21 protein-coding genes are annotated in these 20,383 nt (G+C 39.5%); 20 read left to right on the forward strand and 1 reads right to left on the reverse strand.

What is annotated here, in order from left to right; translation table 11 throughout:
* Positions 1–7 precede the first annotated feature (7 nt).
* From IEW93_RS14465 to IEW93_RS14530, 14 genes are all read left to right on the forward strand, one after another.
* Positions 8–1,687, forward strand: a complete 1,680-nt coding sequence (locus IEW93_RS14465; protein ID WP_188740017.1) for a hypothetical protein — start codon at positions 8–10, stop codon at positions 1,685–1,687.
* 114 nt (positions 1,688–1,801) lie between these two features.
* Positions 1,802–2,785 carry a hypothetical protein gene (locus tag IEW93_RS14470; RefSeq protein WP_188740018.1) on the forward strand — a complete coding sequence of 328 codons (984 nt, stop codon included), beginning with the start codon at positions 1,802–1,804 and terminating at the stop codon, positions 2,783–2,785.
* Positions 2,786–2,787: 2 nt separating this feature from the next.
* Entirely contained in the window at positions 2,788–3,672 is an 885-nt protein-coding gene (locus IEW93_RS14475) for a hypothetical protein (RefSeq protein WP_188740019.1), read from the forward strand.
* A gap of 245 nt (positions 3,673–3,917) precedes the next feature.
* Positions 3,918–4,613: a DotI/IcmL/TraM family protein gene (locus IEW93_RS14480; RefSeq protein WP_188740020.1), complete on the forward strand. Its 696-nt coding sequence runs from the start codon at positions 3,918–3,920 to the stop codon at positions 4,611–4,613.
* 2 nt (positions 4,614–4,615) lie between these two features.
* Positions 4,616–5,797: a DotH/IcmK family type IV secretion protein gene (locus IEW93_RS14485; protein ID WP_188740021.1), complete on the forward strand. Its 1,182-nt coding sequence runs from the start codon at positions 4,616–4,618 to the stop codon at positions 5,795–5,797.
* A complete protein-coding gene (locus IEW93_RS14490; protein WP_188740022.1) occupies positions 5,794–7,044 on the forward strand; it encodes a DotG/IcmE/VirB10 family type IV secretion system protein in 1,251 nt (416 codons plus the stop codon). Before IEW93_RS14485 ends, IEW93_RS14490 begins: the two co-directional genes overlap by 4 nt.
* An 89-nt stretch (positions 7,045–7,133) precedes the next feature.
* Positions 7,134–8,012: a coiled-coil domain-containing protein gene (locus tag IEW93_RS14495; RefSeq protein WP_188740023.1), complete on the forward strand. Its 879-nt coding sequence runs from the start codon at positions 7,134–7,136 to the stop codon at positions 8,010–8,012.
* Positions 8,013–8,027: 15 nt separating this feature from the next.
* Complete coding sequence (locus IEW93_RS14500; RefSeq protein WP_188740024.1) at positions 8,028–8,594, forward strand: hypothetical protein; 567 nt, start codon at positions 8,028–8,030, stop codon at positions 8,592–8,594.
* Positions 8,595–8,604: 10 nt separating this feature from the next.
* Positions 8,605–9,012: a hypothetical protein gene (locus tag IEW93_RS14505; RefSeq protein ID WP_188740025.1), complete on the forward strand. Its 408-nt coding sequence runs from the start codon at positions 8,605–8,607 to the stop codon at positions 9,010–9,012.
* Between the two features lie 19 nt (positions 9,013–9,031).
* Complete coding sequence (locus IEW93_RS14510) at positions 9,032–9,718, forward strand: hypothetical protein (RefSeq protein ID WP_188740026.1); 687 nt, start codon at positions 9,032–9,034, stop codon at positions 9,716–9,718.
* On the forward strand, positions 9,699–10,739 hold the full coding sequence (locus tag IEW93_RS14515; protein WP_188740027.1) for a hypothetical protein: 1,041 nt from the start codon (positions 9,699–9,701) through the stop codon (positions 10,737–10,739). Before IEW93_RS14510 ends, IEW93_RS14515 begins: the two co-directional genes overlap by 20 nt.
* Complete coding sequence (locus tag IEW93_RS14520) at positions 10,726–10,911, forward strand: hypothetical protein (protein ID WP_188740028.1); 186 nt, start codon at positions 10,726–10,728, stop codon at positions 10,909–10,911. The genes IEW93_RS14515 and IEW93_RS14520 overlap by 14 nt, the downstream gene beginning before the upstream one ends.
* Positions 10,898–13,840: a putative type IV secretion/conjugal transfer ATPase gene (locus IEW93_RS14525; protein WP_188740029.1), complete on the forward strand. Its 2,943-nt coding sequence runs from the start codon at positions 10,898–10,900 to the stop codon at positions 13,838–13,840. The genes IEW93_RS14520 and IEW93_RS14525 overlap by 14 nt, the downstream gene beginning before the upstream one ends.
* Positions 13,841–13,934: 94 nt before the next feature.
* The gene (locus IEW93_RS14530; RefSeq protein ID WP_188740030.1) at positions 13,935–14,420 is read left to right on the forward strand and encodes a hypothetical protein; all 486 of its coding nucleotides are present in this window, start codon (positions 13,935–13,937) and stop codon (positions 14,418–14,420) included.
* Between the two features lie 24 nt (positions 14,421–14,444).
* On the opposite strand, the gene IEW93_RS14535 is transcribed toward IEW93_RS14530, so the two are convergent.
* Complete coding sequence (locus IEW93_RS14535; RefSeq protein ID WP_188740031.1) at positions 14,445–15,344, reverse strand: hypothetical protein; 900 nt, start codon at positions 15,342–15,344, stop codon at positions 14,445–14,447.
* 99 nt (positions 15,345–15,443) lie between these two features.
* Between IEW93_RS14535 and IEW93_RS14540 the strand changes: the two genes are divergently transcribed.
* From IEW93_RS14540 to IEW93_RS14565, 6 genes are read left to right on the forward strand one after another with little or no spacing between them, the layout of a single operon-like run.
* Complete coding sequence (locus IEW93_RS14540; protein ID WP_188740032.1) at positions 15,444–15,968, forward strand: hypothetical protein; 525 nt, start codon at positions 15,444–15,446, stop codon at positions 15,966–15,968.
* Positions 15,965–16,855, forward strand: a complete 891-nt coding sequence (locus tag IEW93_RS14545; protein ID WP_188740033.1) for a type IV secretory system conjugative DNA transfer family protein — start codon at positions 15,965–15,967, stop codon at positions 16,853–16,855. Before IEW93_RS14540 ends, IEW93_RS14545 begins: the two co-directional genes overlap by 4 nt.
* Positions 16,856–16,884: 29 nt before the next feature.
* Complete coding sequence (locus tag IEW93_RS14550; RefSeq protein ID WP_188740034.1) at positions 16,885–18,018, forward strand: type IV pilus twitching motility protein PilT; 1,134 nt, start codon at positions 16,885–16,887, stop codon at positions 18,016–18,018.
* A gap of 2 nt (positions 18,019–18,020) precedes the next feature.
* A complete protein-coding gene (locus IEW93_RS14555; protein ID WP_188740035.1) occupies positions 18,021–18,836 on the forward strand; it encodes a hypothetical protein in 816 nt (271 codons plus the stop codon).
* Positions 18,830–19,402 (forward strand): lytic transglycosylase domain-containing protein, encoded by a 573-nt coding sequence (locus IEW93_RS14560; RefSeq protein WP_188740036.1) that lies wholly within the window; start codon positions 18,830–18,832, stop codon positions 19,400–19,402. Before IEW93_RS14555 ends, IEW93_RS14560 begins: the two co-directional genes overlap by 7 nt.
* A gap of 49 nt (positions 19,403–19,451) precedes the next feature.
* A complete protein-coding gene (locus tag IEW93_RS14565) occupies positions 19,452–20,375 on the forward strand; it encodes a hypothetical protein (RefSeq protein ID WP_188740037.1) in 924 nt (307 codons plus the stop codon).
* Positions 20,376–20,383: the final 8 nt, after the last annotated feature.

The raw sequence follows: 20,383 nt of genomic DNA on the forward strand, positions 1-20,383 counted from the left end.
GGGCGACATGAAATTAGATGATAATAATGAGTTGGCAATCCCGTCGGTAAGCACCAAGCAGCTAATCAACATGTTAAAGCAAGACATGCTTGCAAACTTCTATACTGAAAATCCAACAACACCATTGCAGAAAGCTCGAAATGCAAAAATCGAAGATGTATTTTTAAAAGAGTTTAATAAACCTTTCTTTTCATACAAAGTTGAGCCTCATCATGCGGCAGGCCGACCTGGTGTCGGGAAAACAACCTCGTTTATGGTTGCTGGTGAGTGGGCGGCGAAACAATTGGATTTGAATTTTGTTCCTAATCCAGTAGGCGATTTCAGGGCCACAGAAAATGACTTTGTTATAGTTACGCTTGAGCTTAGTGGTGAAACGTCAAAAACCGTGGTTAGTGGCGTGCCTGTTGTGGTTGAGATGAGTGGAGAGAAGTACACAATGTCAGCCCCGCCGTTAGCATTTGATAATTTAAAAAATGCTGGTGGCTCTATGTTGTTGCTCGATGATATGCCAAATGCCCTGCCGGGAATTCAAAATATGTGCTTGTCACTGATGGAGCGTAAGGGGTTTCAAAATATCAGTATTGGTGAAAACACATTCGTTGGATCGACCGGCAACCTGGGGAAACTAGATGGCACCAATATCTCAAGCACGTCATCTGCAAACGCATCAAGACGTCAAAACTGGATGGTGTATGATACGCCTGAAGATTGGTGTCACCGAGCCGCCACTTCAAAAGGTGCCGCTCATCAGCGTGGAGACGCTTACTTAGGAGAGTTTTTTCAACAAAATCCTGAGTTGTTTTCAACAATCACCAAGAGTAAAAATGGTGAGCCATTTGCCACACCTAGAACATGGTCCAAATTCCTTGGATATTCGCGAGTAGCTTTTGCTCAGTATGAAAAAATGTTGGATATCGGAGATTCAAAATCGAAAGTCCATTTTGACCTTCCTGAAATCATGCTGAGAGCTCAGTCGTTGGTAGGGATGGACGCTGCCAACAAGCTAAAAGGTTACTACTTAACAATTACAAACAATGTAATGCCGATTGCAAAAAAATTAATTTCTGGAGATGATTTAAATAATATTCAGAAAGCGTTGATTAAGGAGCATGCTGGCAAAGTTGGTAACGAAAGCGAGCTGTTCTTTTCACAACTAAATCGTACACTTGGTGAGTTTGCTGCCTTAGAAGTTTCCAAGAATGTAGGTAAATATCCGAATGATTGGGTTGCCAAATCTAAGCCTGTGCTTGATTTGTATACCAAGGCCATTGTCGATAATATTTTGAAGTTGAATCGTGCAGATAAGATAGGCTCTAGCTTTGTGGCGTTTTCAAATAAACTTTGCACATTACATAACAGTGAAGAGGTGGCTCAGTATTCTAAGGTTACCAATGCACCTAAACTCAAACCTGACCTTGCGTTGGAATTAATAAAGTCATTTGCTCAGCATCCTGAGACTCATCAAAAAATGGGTGACAAGCCAATTTGGAAGGTGTGCGGAAGTGATGTAGTAACTAATGTTGCAAACTACGAAAGTTCAGATTCGAAAGTAGCAAATATTCAGTCTCAACTTGAATCTACAGAGTTGGCAGATTTATTAAAAAGTAAAGCAACTACAAAGCAGGAAGCACCTGAGCCTCCAAAAGAAGCCCTCGAACCGTCGCCACCCTCCATGGTAATGTACTAGAATAAATATGCCGAGTGAATCTCGGCATTATTTTAGGCTAAAGTAACTTTAACAGATGGTTTTATTATGCTCTAATGTACTTATCTAGTATTTGTTTTGTTATGTGAGGTGCGCATGTATCAGTTTTATAGAGGGTATGGGCAATTGATCGCTACTCAGTCAGCGAAAAAGAATTTATCCGAAATTCATAATGCTAGTTATGAAGTGGCCAATGAAATATCCAATGTTAAACATGCTATAGGTCTTATTTATAACAGAAAAATTCAGATGAACGATATTATTAACCATGTCATGAATGCCACTGCTGATGATAACATTCAAAAACTTTCAGATGACGTGTTTAGACGCTATGTCTTTGACCATCAGGCAAACTCAACGCGCTTATCGCATGCTGAATTTTTAAACAAATATTGTTATGATTATGCCTTCACGCTCGAATTGGCTGGCCGCTACATGAGCAATATTGCCGCCTTTTCAGATGTACCGGTTATCGGTCCGAACTATCTCAAATTACACAACATGCAATTGTACGCTGAAGTGCAAACTCACATCAAAGCGATTAAAGATAGACGTGATTTTGCTATCTTAAACGCCAATCTATTAAAGTTAAAACCGAAACTGCCCGATGAAGAGTTCTTTAAGTATAAGGCAGCTCTCGAACAGATTAAGGTACTAATCACAGATTATAATTATCTTGTTTTAGCAAGAGACAGAGCTAAACAAATTAATAGAGAAGAATATAACGTGGTTACTTTTGCCGACATACCTGATGATTACTACTTATCACAAGTTTTTGCTATAAAATACGGCCTAGGCATGGATTTTAGCCCAATCGATGACATACCTTCATATTGCAAAGCCCTTGACCCAATGAAAGGCTTGGCAGATAAAGTAAGCCTACCATTTGACTTTATGGAGTTCCCACCAAGAATTTTGGCCATGGCAGCAAACCAAACACTAACTGGATTGGATGTGCTTGATGTAATCACTGGCCCGATTGGAGATAATCCTGCAGTAGTAGACTGTTTGCCAGAAATACTTAAAGGGGAAGGTAAGACAATCTCGCAACATTATTTAGATCTGACGGTGAGGATTTAACCATGTCTAAGTTACCAATTGGTATTGTCGATACCACTCAAATTACTCACAATTTAATTAATTTAAGCAACCAATCCGTCGCACGCAGAGAAAATGTTAAGTTAAACAATGAGCTCAGTTCAATCTATCAACGCGTGGATAACTACAATCGTTTGCTTGCAAACAATGCTCCAGCTATTGCGAGATATTTAGGTTACAGCGTGAAGTCCGTAGGGGTTATGTTGAGACATATGAACCCAGCAAGACCTCATTGCAGATTAAACGTAATGCCCCTTGATTCACACGCTTATGATTTAAATATGTATTCAAATAACAAACTCGATATCAATTTTCTTCATTCTACTGACGAGACTTATTCGCTGTACAGATATCAAAACAGTTATCCTACCCCAATAAATACTGGCACCTTGCAAAACCAAAGAGATATATACATAAATGGCTTGGCTTGGAGTACGTTGGCTTACATTAAAAGATTCGATGTTGACTACATCGATGCAGCTGTTGACTTTGCGTTAAGCGAGCTTAATACGACATCTCAATATGATTTTTCAGAACGGGTGCAACGTAGAGTGGAATTAATATGTACAGAGTCATTGAACTCAGGGCATAACTGGATTCAAGATGTATTTAAATATCATGCGAAATATGACTCAACAACAAGTATTAAACCAATAAAAGAGTCTATCCCTGACATAAGCCTGCTCGGTGTTATCGCCAGGTCATATGAGTACGATTTAGTGAACAAAAAAACGGTTAGCAAAGAAGAATCCATCGCCATAGCGGAATCACATCACCCAATGGTTCAGGAAAGTTTTCATTTGCCATCAAAAATAACCGATGTCCTCACATCGTCCTCAGTCCAGCCATCAAATATGAGAACTCCATGAATCTAAGGGTTGAACACCTTTAGTGCTAATTCCTTTTCAGAGGTGGTTTATTTGCCCTTAAGCCATTCACTTTAGTTCCGCAACGAATATCTATGTAAACCCAAAGTTATAGCCCTACAAGAATGCAATAGAAATGCATTTTGATGAGCTATTCCCATTATTAACCATGTGCCGGTTGCTGATTACTGTTGAACAAAATTAACTTATGATGTATAAGTTACGTATATTGACTGATTGGTGGGAATATGGAAACAACAAAGAAACCTGTGACTTCGCAAAAGCAAAAGTCGGCAATAAATTTTTCAAGTCAGAATTCTCAGATTGCTTCGAAATTGATTATGGTTAGCAAGTTACAAGACATGATCGGATTCCAAAAAAAGATAATCATGGTTCTAGCTTCGTTATTAGTCCTGACCATCTTGATTATTTCATATCAAGTGACAAGGCCGGATGCAGTAGCAAAATACTTTACCGTAGATCAGGCGGGAAGATTAACTGAAGTAATTCCGTTAAGTGAACCTACATTGTCAAGAGCTGGTATCGGAGATTGGGCTGCAGACTGCGTGCGTTCAAGCTACACATTTATGTTTGCAACTTATAAAGAAGAACTGACTCGCTCTCTTCAACGTTGTTTCACCAAAGAAGGTATCGTTAAGTTCAAAGATCAACTAAATCGAATTGGAGTTTTAGAAGATATTGCAAAAGACAATGGTGCAAACATAACCCAGGTTGACGGTGTGGCGCTCATTAAGAAGGAAGGCGAAATAGATGGTCAAAAAGCGTACCTTATCGAAGTGCCAGTCTTAATTTCTCAAAAGTTTCCGAATAAGGTGTCTGCTGCACGACGCTGGACCGTGATTATCACCGCGTTAAGAGTTGATAACACTGAATATGATAAAGGTATGGCTATTCACGTTTGGAACATGGAACCAAGGGGATAGTTATGAATGTAAGTTTAAAGTCATTACCGCTTTTGCTCGCACTCTTTGCTTCAAGTGTATTTGCTGAAAATGAAATACAATCACCTACATCTGATGTCGTATTACCGGCTGAAGTAAGTGTGCAGCCGGTTCCATCTGCTCAAGGTGTGACCAAACAAAATATGAAGCAAAAGCCAGGGCAAATAAGGCCTGAAGCGGTAAGTGTAAATGGTGGTATAAATGGTGCCGCAACAGCGAGACTTCCTAATCCAGTTCAAATTGGGTCTGAAGTAGTGAGTGTTAACGCTGGTTTGAATGGTACCACATCCCCTACATATCCAACGGCAGACTTTAAAGAAGAAGATCCAAGTATACACCAAGAAGCTTTGTTGGGGTTATTCGCTGGCATGACCCCAGAGCAAATCAAACAAGTAAAGTTGATGTCAGAAATGCTACTTGAGGCCAAAAGTAGTCAGGTTACCCCGCTTACGCCTTCGCAAGACGTTTTTGTTATGAATTTATCCCCAGGAGGGGCGCCGCCAACAATAAGAACTAGGGAAGGGTTTAACACGGTTATCAGTTTCTTAGATACGCTCGGGAAACCATGGCCAATAGAGTGGTCATTGCCGGGGAACAGTGCTTACGAGGAGATAGATTCTCAAGGTGATAAGCCTGTTACTCATACTATCGTTCTGAATGCAAAATCAAAATATGAAACCACCAACTATACAGTAAAATTGGTTGGTCTAGACGATCCATTAATGTTTATTCTTGTAAATACTATTCACGGCACAACTGATTTTAAAATCACTTACAAGATCCCCAAAATAGGGCCAAATACCGAGTATGAAAACACATCATCTGCAAGTGGCATTGTAGGCACATCTACTAACTCAATTTTAGATATTAACATGGATGAGTTGGACCAGTTTTTTGCCAACCCACCCGCCAAAGCAAATGTGATTCCCGTGTCATTACCTCAAATAGCAAGCGTTTGGTATTACAACAGCTACTTTATTGTGAAAACAAGGCATGAATTAGCAGAAGATTACGAGCGTATTACATATGGGCCAAACGGGTGGAAGGTCTACGCCGTGCGCAAGATCGATTATGAAATGGTTGTGGTAACTGAAGATGGCATGGTCCAGGTTGCACTGCCTGCTGAGTTGGTACACAACTATTCAACAATGGATTCTAAATCATGAAGCAATTCTTTATAGGTTTAAAAAAAGCCTGGATGACTTTGCCGGTAAAGGCAAAAAAAGTATACAAGCTAAGTGCTGTGGTAATAGGTATATCTGGATTTTATTTGTATGGGTTATTAACAGGTGAGAGCGAACTAGGTTTGAGTTCAAGTGTGTCCATATCAAAGAACCCTGCTGCAGTGGCCGCTAAAAACGGTGAAAGCCAAATAGATTATCAACAGGCTCAATTGTTGGCAGAGAAAGAAGCTGCACTCGCTGAAAACACTAAAGAAGCAGGAGACAGTTACTTGCCGGACTTTAAGGTACTAGAAAACGCTTCAAGTGAAAAAATCGATTTCTCGATACCCAAAAAAGAGCCAGAAAAGCCAGAGCAAAAACCAAAGGCAGAACCAGAATTCGAGGAAAGGCGATTCCCAGCAAGGCAATCTCAAGTAAATCAAAACACAGAAGATGCAAAGATAAGAGCAGAAGAGCGTAAAAAGGCAATAGAAGCTAGGATAAGCGCTTATGCAGGCATAGTGTCCGTCGTTCAATCTCCAAAGGCTGCTGGTACATTGGTGCAACACTATAAGCCCGTAACAACAAATGCCACTGAAGTGGCTTCTGCTGGTGGCCAAGTTTCGAGTAATCAAGCTGGAACCGCTGGAACAGGCAGCGTCGTGTTAAATAAGTTGACTACTGGCGATGTTCTCTCTGCCAAAGTTGATAACTACATCAATACAGATAATAGCTCTAAGTTTGTAAGGCTTACTCTTCTAGAAGGTGAGCTTGAAGGTGCGATTGTCATGGGTGAGTTTGAAAGGGTCGAAGGCGTTATTGTAATAACCACCAAAACCATATCAAAAAATGGCATAACTACACCATTTCAGGGGGTTGTTGTTACGCCTGACGGAAGAATGGAAACGGGTTTAACAACTGACACTGATTATCACACACTTTATAGATGGTCAGCACTTGTGTTCAGTGGTGCTTTGAAAGGCGCCGGAGAAATGTACTTAACACTTACCGATGAAGTAATTACAGAATATGGCACAGTTACTAAGGTGAATGAGAAAGATCCGATGGATATTGTTATGGGTGTTGCTAAAGGGGTTGGTGATGCTACGGCTGATATAGCGGCTGAAGAATTTACGATACCGCCCACTGTGATATTAGACCCGATGGCGATGCCTGTTGTTGGTATTATGCTCACCTCAGATGCGGAAGCCCCATGGTTTAGTAGCAAAATAAGAGATAACGTACATTAAAACAAAAAATATGAAAATAAGTATTCAAATAAGCACATTTTTGTTTTATATTCTAATGTACCTAACATATAGCAAATAAGTAGGTTTTTGTGAGTAAGAATATTGAGGCGGCTAATTATCCTAGCGGCGACGATTACACGGATGATATTAACGAGCTTTTTAGCAACGAAGAACAGCTCGACGTTGATGATAGGGTCGATACTGATTCGCATTTAGATATGCCTTTGAACACTGGTGAAGCACCTAGAACTGCAGCGCAAGGTAGTGAAAAGGGTGGCAAGAAAAAGATGTCTAAAAATCAGTTGGCTTTATACCTGGTTTTGGGTGTCGTGATTTTATTCGCTTTGTTGCTTTTCCTGCAGATGCCGAGTAGCGAGCCTTCAGGGCCAGTTAAGAAAAGCACTGGATTCCAAGTAACTTCAGAGCCTCAGTCTCCAGCGGCTGTAAGGACGGAGGTTGTTTTAGAGTTAGAACAACAAATTAGGGATCTGAAGAACGAGTTGAAAGACACAAAAGAGGCCGTAGACGAAGCTTTTGAGTCAATCGCTGTAACACTTAACAACCAACAAAAAACGAACACAACGTTAGTTGAAGAGTTGAAAACAATTAAATCCAGTTATGACGATTTGTTGAGCAATGGCAACAATAAATTTGTTGATCAATCTAAAAAACTAAATTCAATACAAACTGATTTCAACGCCAAGTTGCTTAGTTTAAAGAAGGATTTGGAAAGTTTTAAAGAAGAGCAAAACAACAAACTCGACATCTCAAAGCGTAAACAATACGAAGTCGTAAGTGTGGTAACTGGTAAAGCACTCATTCGCGATATATCAAGCGGGAATGAGCTTCGAATAGAAGTAGGAACAGAGCTTAGTGGTTTTGGTGTTATTTCTGATATCAACATAACAGGCTGCATTACCTTTGAAACTGGTGAGCGCTATACACCAATTAAAGGTCGATGCATGTAAATAAGTGCGGTGAACATGGGAACTGAAGTGATAATAGGGTGGATACAGACCATCCATACAGCTGGCGCGGTCTATATCTCATTCTTTTTCGTCGTAGGTATAGCATTTGCTGCGATGGTCTTTATGAACATTAAGCAAATGTCGAGTATGGGGCAGATGCAAACCAGAAACCCACCATCAGTAACCGCAACAATTGCTTTTGCAATAGGCTCAGCAATGGCTATTTATATTGCTGGTTGGATAAATGCACTAGATGAAACCATTTTTTCAGGTGTAATTAGTTTAGGGACTAATGACCCGTTAACTTGGCGAGTGGATGATACTGTTAACCCAGGGGGAAGCCATGAAGAAGTGATTAAATTATTTTTAAAGACAGTAATCAAGTTCTTTGGATTAATTGGAATAGGGAATTCGATTAATTGTGTTTTAAAAATCGGTACTCAGTATGAAAAAGAAGACACCAAGAAAAAGGCGATTTTATTCGCCCTTGCTGGAATTGCTTTCATGAGGATCGAAGCAACAACAAAGCTTGTCGCAGAGTTAATCCCACTTCTCGACGGGATAGCAGAAATATTGGCATAGGAATAAAATTATGAACAAATTTAGAAAATTTTTATCAAGCTGGATGACAGCAGGGAAAGTTAAATACTACACATTACTCGCCTTTATAATGACACCGAATTTTGCCCATGCAGCAGAAGAAGTGGGTGTCCAAAAGGTTCTCAAAAACCTGATGGGTTTGTTCGAGGTTGGTGCCCAAGCGTTGATTAGTGGCTCGTTCTTGATCGGCCTTGGCTTCGCTGCCATGGCGTTTTTCTTGTTTAAAGGGGCAGGAGAGCCAAACGGTCAAAATAAAGGCGTGTGGTTCTCAATCGTCCTGTGTGCTGTAGCCGCAGGTGGATTGATGTACCTAGGCGCATCAGCTTACTTGTTCGGTGACACACTGTTAGGTGTTGATGGTACTGCTGATTCAATTGATAAGACTAACTACGGTCTATAAGTGACAAAAGGGGGGTATTATGAAGTTATTGCGCTCAAAATTATCGGTAGCTCGTAATATCCCTCTAGACCGAGGTCAGCTGTTATTAAATCCTAAAGAGGTAGGCATAGCTCACAAAAGAGACAAGGGGAAATGCTTATTCTGTGGATGGCAAGAACGCTCAAAGGGCATGCTTAGATTTGTTGCTGTTAATGGCGTTTATGACCAAGATGTAAAATCAAGCAAGATTGCTAGTTCATGCGAAATTTGTTTTCAGGCTTCAAGACTTGGGTATGTGGCATATGCATCTGCTGGACAGATAATGTATTGTCCAGAATTGCAACAAAAAGACATAAATGCTTTAGCAAGATTATATTTCTCTATACCAAATACAGAATCGACAATAGATGAGCCAGCAGAACTTTTGAATAGTTTTGTATGCCTCACAACGTATTTCGATACTCGTTGTCGTGAAACACCAATATATCTCGACATTCAGGGATACAATCTCGAAAACCTAGCAAGTAGCTTATGTGATATGGATGATGACCTCTATGAAAAAAGGGTAAGCTATTTCGACAAATTACGGTATTGGCCGAACATGACGTATTTACAAAAAGTTGTTGGCAATCAATGGGACTACATTTCTAAAATTAACTCACCAACTAATTGGAAGTTGATTAAAAATCAAATCGAAAATTTCGCAAATGAAAATAGTTCTTTTTGATGAATCTAATCAGTTTAAGTCATATTGGCTTGTCGATGCTCGCACAATAGTAAGAGGTGAAAATGCTGAAAAAATTCAGGCAGACACACTCTTAACAAACCTCACCGAAGTAGATGCAATATTACTGCAAACACAATTAACTGACATCCGGGTGCTGGCAGGAGACTATCTAAAATCAGATTTAAACTCACTTTATAATGAGTTGACAGGTAAACCCTTAAACTTAAATGATCTAAGCGATGTTTCAAGCTTGTATAAAGTAATTTTAAATACACATCGGATGTTAGAACTTCATCGGTCGCAATTCAATGGTGAAATAACCAATGTAGGACCAAAGTTAAGTATAACAAAATATTCCAAAAACTATTTCAGTGAACAACCTTCTGGCGCAATTAATAAAACATTAAGATTTACAAGTGTCGAGGTGGCGGCATATCTCTCTCAGATGTCGTGTTATGCAGGTCATTTTAAAAAGCTTGATGTTAGAAGCACACCTAGTTTGAGACGTTTTGATGGGGAAATATCAAGTTATTACATCGACAGTGAAAATTACTATTACGCAAAAATCCAGCTGTCAGAACGTCAGGATAGATTAAATGTCTACTTTCAATTTAACCGGCAGTTACAGGCAGTTTTGCCCAAAGATTTACTACTGATGTTGATAGAAATGGCTGATTGTGACGTCAATGTCCTTGAATTATACGAATACGAAAAAAATGGCAAAGAACAAAAAGTGGCATTGCCAAAAAAAATGAACATGACTTCTATAAGTGGATGGTTTAGTGCCGGGATAATTAATCGGGTGTTTTGTCATGAAATGTCTGTTCGAGGGTGTGTCTCATCAATTTTTTACAGAGACTTAATAAGAAAAAAGACAATTATAAGGGCTGAAAAGCTGAATTCGATGGGTATAAAAATAAATTCGATTGGCCCTTTTGAGATTAATTGTTCGGTTAATAAAGATGAAATCGATTTACTCAACTTAAGAGCGTATGAGGTTGGTTTATATGTTGCCAAATGACCTAGTTTCCCTGATCAAAGATGAACTAGCCTTGCGAAACATGCCCGATATCGAGTTTAAAGCAATGGTTGATTTGATGGGGAGCGATGACGCACCAAATGATCAAATAAAGATCACAGCCATCACTAAAAAAATTAAAGAATTAGAGGGTAACAAAGATGATAGTCGATAAGTTGTTTAAAATGCTGAGCTCTTTAAAAAAAGAGCATGCCTTCAATTATTTAGATCTTTGCCACAATACAGAGTCTAATACTTTGGTTACAGATAGCGGCGCACTGGTAACCGTCTTTAAAATAAATGGTCTTCAAGCAATTCCTGGAGAAGAAGAATGGATAAATGCCGCAAATAATTTGCTGTCAGCATTACAGACGATTTTTAAATCTGACGGACTTACCGTGCAGTGGGTTTATGAAAAAGATGACAATCAAACTCAGAGGGAGTTAATTCGCCATACAAGACCTGCAATTGATGCTATGAATGCGATAGGCCTAGACTTAAAGGATATTTATCAGGAAAACATTAAGGTTAACCGTGAGTGGGTTTGCTTCGAATCTTCGCATATCGCAATTTGGTCTGACTTTAGACTGATAGAACCACAACTATTAAAAAAGCGAATCAATGAGAACGCGTCTAAGGCAGTAGATATAGATCTATTTTTATCAGATGTTCCAAATATATTCTTATCAATTAGCGAACTCATTGTAAAACACAAAAGTGTTGTTGAAGAATTTTTGTATAACCTTGGCAGAGCTAAAATATTAGCTCAAACATTAACATCTGAAGAAGCATGCCGTGTGATCAAGGTTCAATATGATAAAGAGGCCTCACCTAACTGGGTAGCACAGTTAATTGGGCAGCTAAGGTATATTAAAGCTCCGAAAGATGGCGAACCTAATGATGATGGAAGCGAACTGTTCTGGACAAAGCTAAATGAACAGATAGCCAATAAACCATTTGAATATAAAAATGGTGGCCAATTATGCATAGGCCAAACACTATACAAAAGTGGGATGATTGAAACTTTCCCAATTACTGTAAAACCTTTTAGATCTTTGGTTGAAAGTATCGACGGTAATTTGCCGTTTCGCATTTCATTTAAAATAATGTCTGGAAAAGGCTTTGATTGGTCGTTAAGACAAAACTTGCTTGCTTTCACTTCATTCTTAAGTTCAGATAATTCTCGAGTGCAGTCAGAAATGAGTCACCTTGAAAAGTTAAGTGAAACAGATCCATTTGTGCGAATGTCAGTTTCATTTTCTACGTGGTCTAACGAGCCAGAAACGTTAATGTATAACTACTCACGCTTAGATCAGGCAGTGCAAGGGTGGGGGGTGTCGCAAACACTTGAGGATAAAAGCGATGAAATGGAACTTTATACAGATACAGTCATTGCTGCCAATGCCAAAACTTGCGCTACGCAAACATATATTCCAATCAGTGAGTGTATAAAGTTTTTGCCAATAGACAGAACGGCCAACATCTGGGATAAAGGCTTTTTGCTCTTTAGGACTCTCCAAGGGGTATGTTTCCCATGGACGCCAATCAGCCCTTTACTTAAGCCATCTATTGAATTGTATATCGCACGCTCACGACAAGGAAAGTCGGTTTTAAGTAACTCAATTCTTGCCGCATTAACCTTATCACCTGGTAATAAGGTGTTACCTTTAGCTGCAACTATTGACGTTGGCCCGTCGTCCATAGGTATTCACAAGATGATCAGGGATAGGTTACCGGAAAGTGAAAAGCATAAAGTCATTACTTATGTACTCAGTCTCGACGGCGATGACTACATTAACCCTTTTGAGAAGAATCCATGTTTAGATTCGTTATTTATGCATCAGCGAGCATTCGTTGCTGGTTTTTTATTGCTGTTATCTCAAAATTCACGCGGTGAAATGCATGAAAATATGGAAGGTTATGTTGATGCGTTAATCGAAGAGGTTTATCAATATAAGGCAAATGAAGGTGCTACGGCATACAATGCAGGGATCTTACCAGAAGTAGACCGGTGGATTGCAGAAAATGATTTCACGCTATATGAAGACACTAAATGGATAGAGATCGAAAAAGCGCTTGGTGATGCTAATGAGTGGAAGATGGCACAAGAATGCTGCGTCAAATCTTCACCGATATTAAATGACTTTGTGACTGTAGCAAACCAATCTGGTTCATTATTACGTATGTATGGCGATAGCAATGACCCTAGCTCTCCAAAAAAAGAATTCGTATTGCGAATGACAGAATCTGCAAAAAAATACCCAATTTTCACCAGCCATTCGACATTGAATTTTAGGGCCGCCAGATTAAGAAGTATCGATTTGCAAAACGTCATTACAAAAGACGAAATTATTGGTCCACGCCAAAACGGTATTATGTTTATGCTAGCCCTATACCTTGGCAGTGGCGATTTCTTTATGAACTCAGATTGCTTAAGAGCGGTTGATTCAAGGTACCTAGACCACTATAAACAAGTAGTAAAAGAAGTGCGGTCTTCGCCTTGCCGCTTGTTCATGGATGAATTTCATCAGTGTAGTGGCTTAAGGCAGACAGTGGTTAACGTAGAGCGTTATATGCGTGAAGGTGGCAAGTGGGGGATTAATAGCGCATTAGCTTCGCAAGAGGCGGGAGATTTTACACCTACAATGATTAGGCAGGCCACAAGTTACTTTTTCCTTGGCGGTAATTCAGTAGAAGCCGTTAAAGCATTACAGGACCAGTTTAGCTTGAGTCATTCTGATTTTACCGTCTTAACAGACAACACTGTTCACGGTCCGAAAAAAGGAGGAAGCTCATTGCTATATGTTTATAAAACAAATGAAGGCCAATTTAGTCAGGTATTAAAATTCCCAGTTGGACCGCAAATGTTGTGGGCTAATAGTAGTAATCCAGACGACTTGATAATTAAAGAAGAAATCAACGCTAAAATTGGTTCAAATATAGGATTGTCATTATTAGGTGAAATGTACAGTGGTGGTACAGCTGAAAGTGAAATCCAGCGTCGCAGAAGCGATGAAAGCGTAGTGAGTAAAGATATTGTTAAAGATATTATCGATGAAATCCTCACAGTTGCAGGTAAGCGTGGAATTCCATTTCTATCGTAAAGTTACTTTATGCTAGCAATTTTTTCTAGCGCTTTTGGCTAAGAAGTACGTAGAACTAATATGCACAGGTAATAGCAGAACAAAAGGAAGTAGCATGGCATCAGAACTTCATAACCAGCTTTGTTTAAGAGCTGCAAAATTTCTCAATAATAATGGATTCTCTGTTGCCTTTGATGATAGGTTTCAAGCTGCTACTGGCGTTGGCGAGTTACCTGATGCCATCGGTTTTCGAAATGGTGTGAGCTGTTTAATCGAGGCTAAAGTAACCAGATCTGATTTTCTTGCAGACAAGAAAAAACGTTTTAGAGTTGACCCAAGCTTAGGCATGGGAGATTGGCGGTTCTTTATTTGTCCACCAGGACTGATTAAACCAGAAGAATTACCACAAGGTTGGGGGTTGTTGTATGCCCACGCTAAAGTTATCAAGAAGGTTCACGGGTTCCCTCCGAATACTAAATGGTTTAGCGCAAAACCGTTTGTAGCGAATAAACAAGCTGAATGTGACTTCATGTACAGTGCTCTTAGACGAATAGCCTTACGAGGTAATTTTGATGACGTCTACGACAGGTTGTCTATATAGGATTTTGACATTACCCAAATAGAATTAATCTGCGAATAACTCTTGGAACAAATGAATTGTCTCTTCGGTGCTTTCTATATCAATCACATCCATTTCACCATGACGCTTGGCGCCATATGAGTGCCTAGATGTCGTTAAATCATTATGCCCCATAAGAAATGCAGCAGATTCCATAGATACGCCGGATTTTTTTAGGTTTGCAGAAAACTGATGGCGCCCCGTGTAAAGGTTTATTGTAGGTTGGCCAGGGAAGAGCTTTTTGCTTACATGATATATTTTCTTTCTAGCAGATTCATAGCAATCTTCGTATAAGCCTTCTATTACTGCAATTCTAATATATGCCAAATGCCGCTTAATGCAGTCGATGTCTGCTTCATCATAGTTCATAAGTGGAATTATTCGATGTTCAGGTAGATTGTAATGCTCACCATTCTGTGTAAGGGTCGCTTTGACAGTGTTTTTAACCTTCAGAATCAACCTACCTTTAAGATCATAAAATATGCTCGCATTACACCACTCTTTAGGTCTTAACCCAGTTAAAATAGAACAGCGTAACCAATCGCTTATATATAAATGCTGCTCAAGTTGAGAAAGCTCCTCATCGATCGCTAAAAATTGCTCCCAGCTTATTTTTTTACACTTCTTTTTTGTCTTGTCTTTCGGCTTGTATGCGACTTCAGATGAGTTAACGTGTACGTAATTAATCAGGTTTTGGTCCACCATCCCAGCTAGTAGGCTTCGCAAGTAATTTTTGCCAGAGTTTAAAGTAACTTTAGATAGCACATTCGATATAAACCAATCGATAAAAGCATACACCGATCTGTCGTTGTTCATAGTTAAGTAACTGTTAACCCAGCGGTTTACTCTGTCTCGATGGATTTTTTTATTCGAACTGTTAGCTATCAAATCATCTATAGTTTTCATGTTCACTTCATCATTGCAACAAGGATTGAATTATATTAAAGTATACGTAATTTATACATGATAAGTAGGTTTTGATCAATGAGACGGATAAAATCAACAATGATGGCATTAGTGATTTCACTTGCAGGATTCGGCTGTGCTTCTACTGATAAAGAGGCGTCGGCATATAATGTTGTTGATATGTCTGAAATAGACCTAGCATTGCTACAAAGCGGCAAGGCGATTCAAGCTTCAATCAAAATCATGGAAGAAAATAAAAACTTTATTGCCTCAAAAAGTAAATCCGATGAAGAGCAGCAGGAATATTCTGAACAAATGACGTATGTTCCAAATGGACTTGATGTGCCCATTACGCTCAATGACAGGCTACCGCTCCAAAAAACACTCAAAATTATTGGTTACCTAACAGGTTACCAAGTTATGACTGTTAACCCCCCTCAGAATGATATTTCTAAATCAGTTCGTGTTTATGCTCGGCCTGCAATTTATGTCTTGCGTGATTTAGGCGTTTCTCTGGGTGATGAAGCACATATATCAATATTGCCATTCAAGGAGCCAAAACCTGACGGGATGCTTGGCTTGATAACAGTTACTTATGCTGAAAAGTTGGGGGCAGGCAGATGAAAAACCTTATTGTGCTTGTTATTTTGTTATTTTCAGCAAATTTCTCAGCGTTCGTAACGGCAAAGCCTGCAGATAGTAAGTATCCAGAATTTTTGCAATATCTTTTGTCATTAGATTCTGACATGAGTATAGGCGAACAAGAGCGTTCAGCAGAGTCTCTTCGGATTAGATTGATTAAGAGTAAGGGACTTAGCTTTGGTCTACAAGGAGGTAAATTCTGGGCGTCTCAAGAGATTATGAAACACTTAAAATCAAAGGATACCATTTTAAGTAAAAACTATGATGCTCGCTCATTGGTTGTGCCATATAAAGGGTTCCTTATATTACCGCCGGTTATTGACGAGCTCGATGGTAAAACCGTTTACAAAGCAAATGGCTCTCAGATTAGAACAGCCGAACAATTGTACCAGATTAGAACAAATCCCCGCTTTATAACAAAAATTCCAACCTGGGAAGATTACATTAAATTTGTGGTTAAAAACCCAACTATCAAATATGTCAATGTACTCCCAAGCTCAGATAATAAAGAAGAGCTAGCTGTTTGGCGGCAAGCAGTTTTAGATGGGTGGTTACAGGGTGTTGAGCAAGCAAAGCGAATGGCTACATCACAAATTGCAATGTTAACGGCCGATATGCAAGGGCTAATCAGGTATCACTTACTTAGCGACAGGAACATGATTGAGCAGTTAGATGTCAGCGAGCAATTCAACGAAGTTGTTGGTGGTGGTACCACTATGTCTATTAATGATGTGATTATTAATATTAAGACTAATCCTACTCTGTTAACCAATAGATTCGAATGGAAAGCAATTCCGCAACTACCGCCCATAGAGAGTATTTTTCCTGACGGTGTTGTTATGAATACAGTTGAAATGGAGATGAAATAGTGGCTAAGAAACTCGACAAAGCTCTTTATATGCTCCCAGTTGTGACCACCTATCAACCTGAAGATATTATTAAGATTTTGATTCATGTTGAAAATGCTGGTGGGTTCTCAGACATTGTATTTCTAACAGATCGCGAGATAACAATTAAGGTTGATGGTATACCTTTCCAAATTACAACCAAAAAACTAACAGCTACTGAAGTTGACGGGTTCCTTGCTTTTATAACGCGAGATAAATCAGCGCCAATGTCTGTCAACTCTGGTGTCGAAGTGGATGAGGCTGTATCTATCCCAGGAGTCGAGCGTGGCCAATATTATCGCTATCGTATTAATGCTAGTGCGTTTAGTGTCCCGTACAGAGGTAGAGGGATAGCAATAACTCTTCGTTCTATCAGTAGCGAGACACCGTTGCCTGCAGACATTAATTTAAGGATCGATATTGCAGAAGCCCTAATGCCACGCCAAGGTCTTGTGCTTGTTGCTGGTGAAACCGGTAGTGGTAAAAGCACCACGTTGGCAGCATCGATTAGACACCGGGCGCAAAATCCAGATCCAGACAGTGGTTTGTTTATTTTGACTTATGAAGCTCCGGTAGAGTATGTGCATGATTACAAGTGTGTTAATGGCAGTCTTATCGTACAAGCTTCAGTAGATGAAATTCGTGGTGACACAAAGTCATTCGAGTCAGGTCTGCGTAACGCGCTTAGGCGTTCACCTGAAGTTATTCTTGTTGGTGAAATACGAGACTTAGTGACAGTTGATATCGCAATTAAAGCAGCAGAATCTGGCCATTTATGTCTTGGGACAATTCATGCTAACTCTGCAAGTAGTGTTTTCACACGTATAGCCAATTATTACCCAAGCGAAGTTCAAGAATCCAAAGTGCTTCAGCTTATATCTGGAGTAAAGGCGATTCTAGTCCAGTATTTAGCCCAGCGCGAGGGTGGTGGACGTATAGCATTGCAAGAGTTTTTGCCACTCAATAGTGATGTACGACTTGAAATTATGACTCGCTTGAAAGACGAGGGGATGCAGAATATGTCAGTGATAATTAATGAGATGGTGGACAAACATGGTTTCTCTATGATGACGTCTGCAATAAAGGCTAGAGATAATAAACAAATAAGCGAATTCGAATTTATGAAGATTTCATCGGGAGTGTAATCATGAGCGGCAATAAATACGATGACTATGATTTAACATCTGGAAGCTTAAATTATTGGCGTATGAGCTCGAAGTGGCCCATAGCAGGTAAAGGTGACGCCTCAATATGGGCTTCACACGTAATATTATTATTGCTCTGTATATTTTTCGGGGGGATTATCCCGTTTGTATGGGACCTTCTTTACATAATGATTGCTTTAAATGTGATCTGTAAAATGAAGAAAATGAATATAAATCAGATTTTCAGACACTTGTTACAGAGAGTTGGATTAAAAGGGAAAAAAGCAACCCCGTTTTGGAGGCATACAAGTAATTTTTGCTTAGCCATAGTTGTGATGTCTACCGTCTCTACTGCCGTTGTACCCGAAGTGCAGGCTTCATTTGAAATAATTATACCTAAAGCTACTCCAGCAGTTGATCCAATGGTGGCAAGCGGCGAGCAACTTATAGAGGGTGGGTTTGGGCGAGACGTCAAGCTTATTGATTTGATGTTTCAGATATTACCGAAGCCATTCGAAGCTGAATTTCAAAACTCAGAAATACAAGATATGAAAGTGAGCTGGTACGCAGATCAGAGGGTTTATTTAAATGCAGTTTTTGCAGATATAAGCAGACGCTATGGTCTTTTATTTACTTGGAAGCCTACTGGCGGTTTGATAAATGTGTCATGGGATACCGGTATATGCAGAAAAGTGATTGCCGAACATGACGAAGACCGAGCCGCTGATGCTGAAAAATTCAAAACGACTGAACAAGCCAGGCCTGCTTTTATTAGAAAAAAAATAAACGATGTTACGGGGGAGGTAATCATATGCTAAGAAATAGAAAAATTCTTACGCCTTTACTTTTCGTCTCGCTTTACTTTGGGTTCTCACACATAAGCAATGCTAGCTCAAGCTCTACTTATCCAGTACGTGATATGCTTTATGAGCAAACTCAATTAAAAAAGTATTCACGATTTAAGAACTGTATTTTTTGGCAGGCGAAAGCTTTTAACGTAAATGAGTTAGTCCTAATGTCAGTGCTGTTGGCTGAATATGGTGATGAAAACTCAAAGAATAGGAATAATGATAAAACGTATGATTATGGATTAATGCAAATAAATGATGCCCGAACTGAAGAGTTGTTAGAGTTGGGCTACAAGTTGGATGAAGTACGGACAAATGGGTGTAAAAACATAGAAGCTGCAACTCACATATTATCTAGAGAGATAGAGCGAGCCGGAGATGTCTGGCTTGGTGTTGGCAGATATCATTACAATGAAAACGGGAAAAATCCCAAGCACCACTACAAATATCGTGCAAGAGTAAATAGTAAGCTTCAAACACTATTAAAAGTGGCAAAAAAGTCGCTAAACACAATGCACTTATCAGGTGGACAATAAGTTAATTATATTGTAATGTTGCTGATAAGTTATGTCAGAAGGGTTGTTTATGAAAATCTTGAGTTTGGTGATTGTATTAGTCGCAATGATGATGCCAGCGACAAATGCTTTAGCGCAGCAAGGGGAGGTAAAAGAATCCGGGTACAAAATTCCAGTAGGAATGGCAGTGTCAAAGATCGTACCTCACAGCTGGAAAGTAATGTTCACTGATAATACGATGCGTAATTATCAAATTACATGGTCAAAGGGTGACCGCTGGACAAACGTTTTAGATCAAGTTGGGATGCAATATGATCTCGCTTTTGTGGCAGATGCAAGAAGTAAAGTTCTGTACGTATCAGAAACAAAGGACTTGCTCTTGCGAGGGATTACGTTAGTAGCATCATCCGGTGAGGCAAAAAAAATCAACTTAAGCGATGTTGAATTTGCTGCATTAGATGCCGAAGCAGAATTAAATTCAATTAATTCAGCATTGGATGATGCAACCAAGAATGTAGTTAAGATTGAAAATGAAATATATCAATCAGTTGCAGCGTTAGAGCGGGAATCGGATAGATTGGCTAGCACTCAATCAAAAAGCGTAGCCTATGGCAATCCGGCTAACAAATCTATCACCATGGACTTGATGAAAACAAGTACAGCTAACGAAATCGAATTGTACGTAGCAAGTAACGACGATGAAGACGCTTTAATTGAAGCTGGTGAACTGTTGGCCTCAGTAGATAAATATTTTACCGAGCGTTGGAACTACGAAGCAGTATACACAAAGAAATCACTTCCTTTAATAGTCACACTCCCACATTCATTAAGGATGCCATCTACAAGCATGGCAGATGATGTTCGCTCTTTCTCTGATGCGATAAACAACAAGAAAAACTCAGTAAATGTGTTCTTCAAGGTTGTTAAAGGGCGTTCTCTTGATGGGACAAAGGAAGGTCAAATTCAGATAACAATTGCAAATAAGCAGAACTAAGAGGATAC

The organism is Shewanella inventionis (genome assembly GCF_014641855.1).
Taxonomy (GTDB): domain Bacteria; phylum Pseudomonadota; class Gammaproteobacteria; order Enterobacterales; family Shewanellaceae; genus Shewanella; species Shewanella inventionis.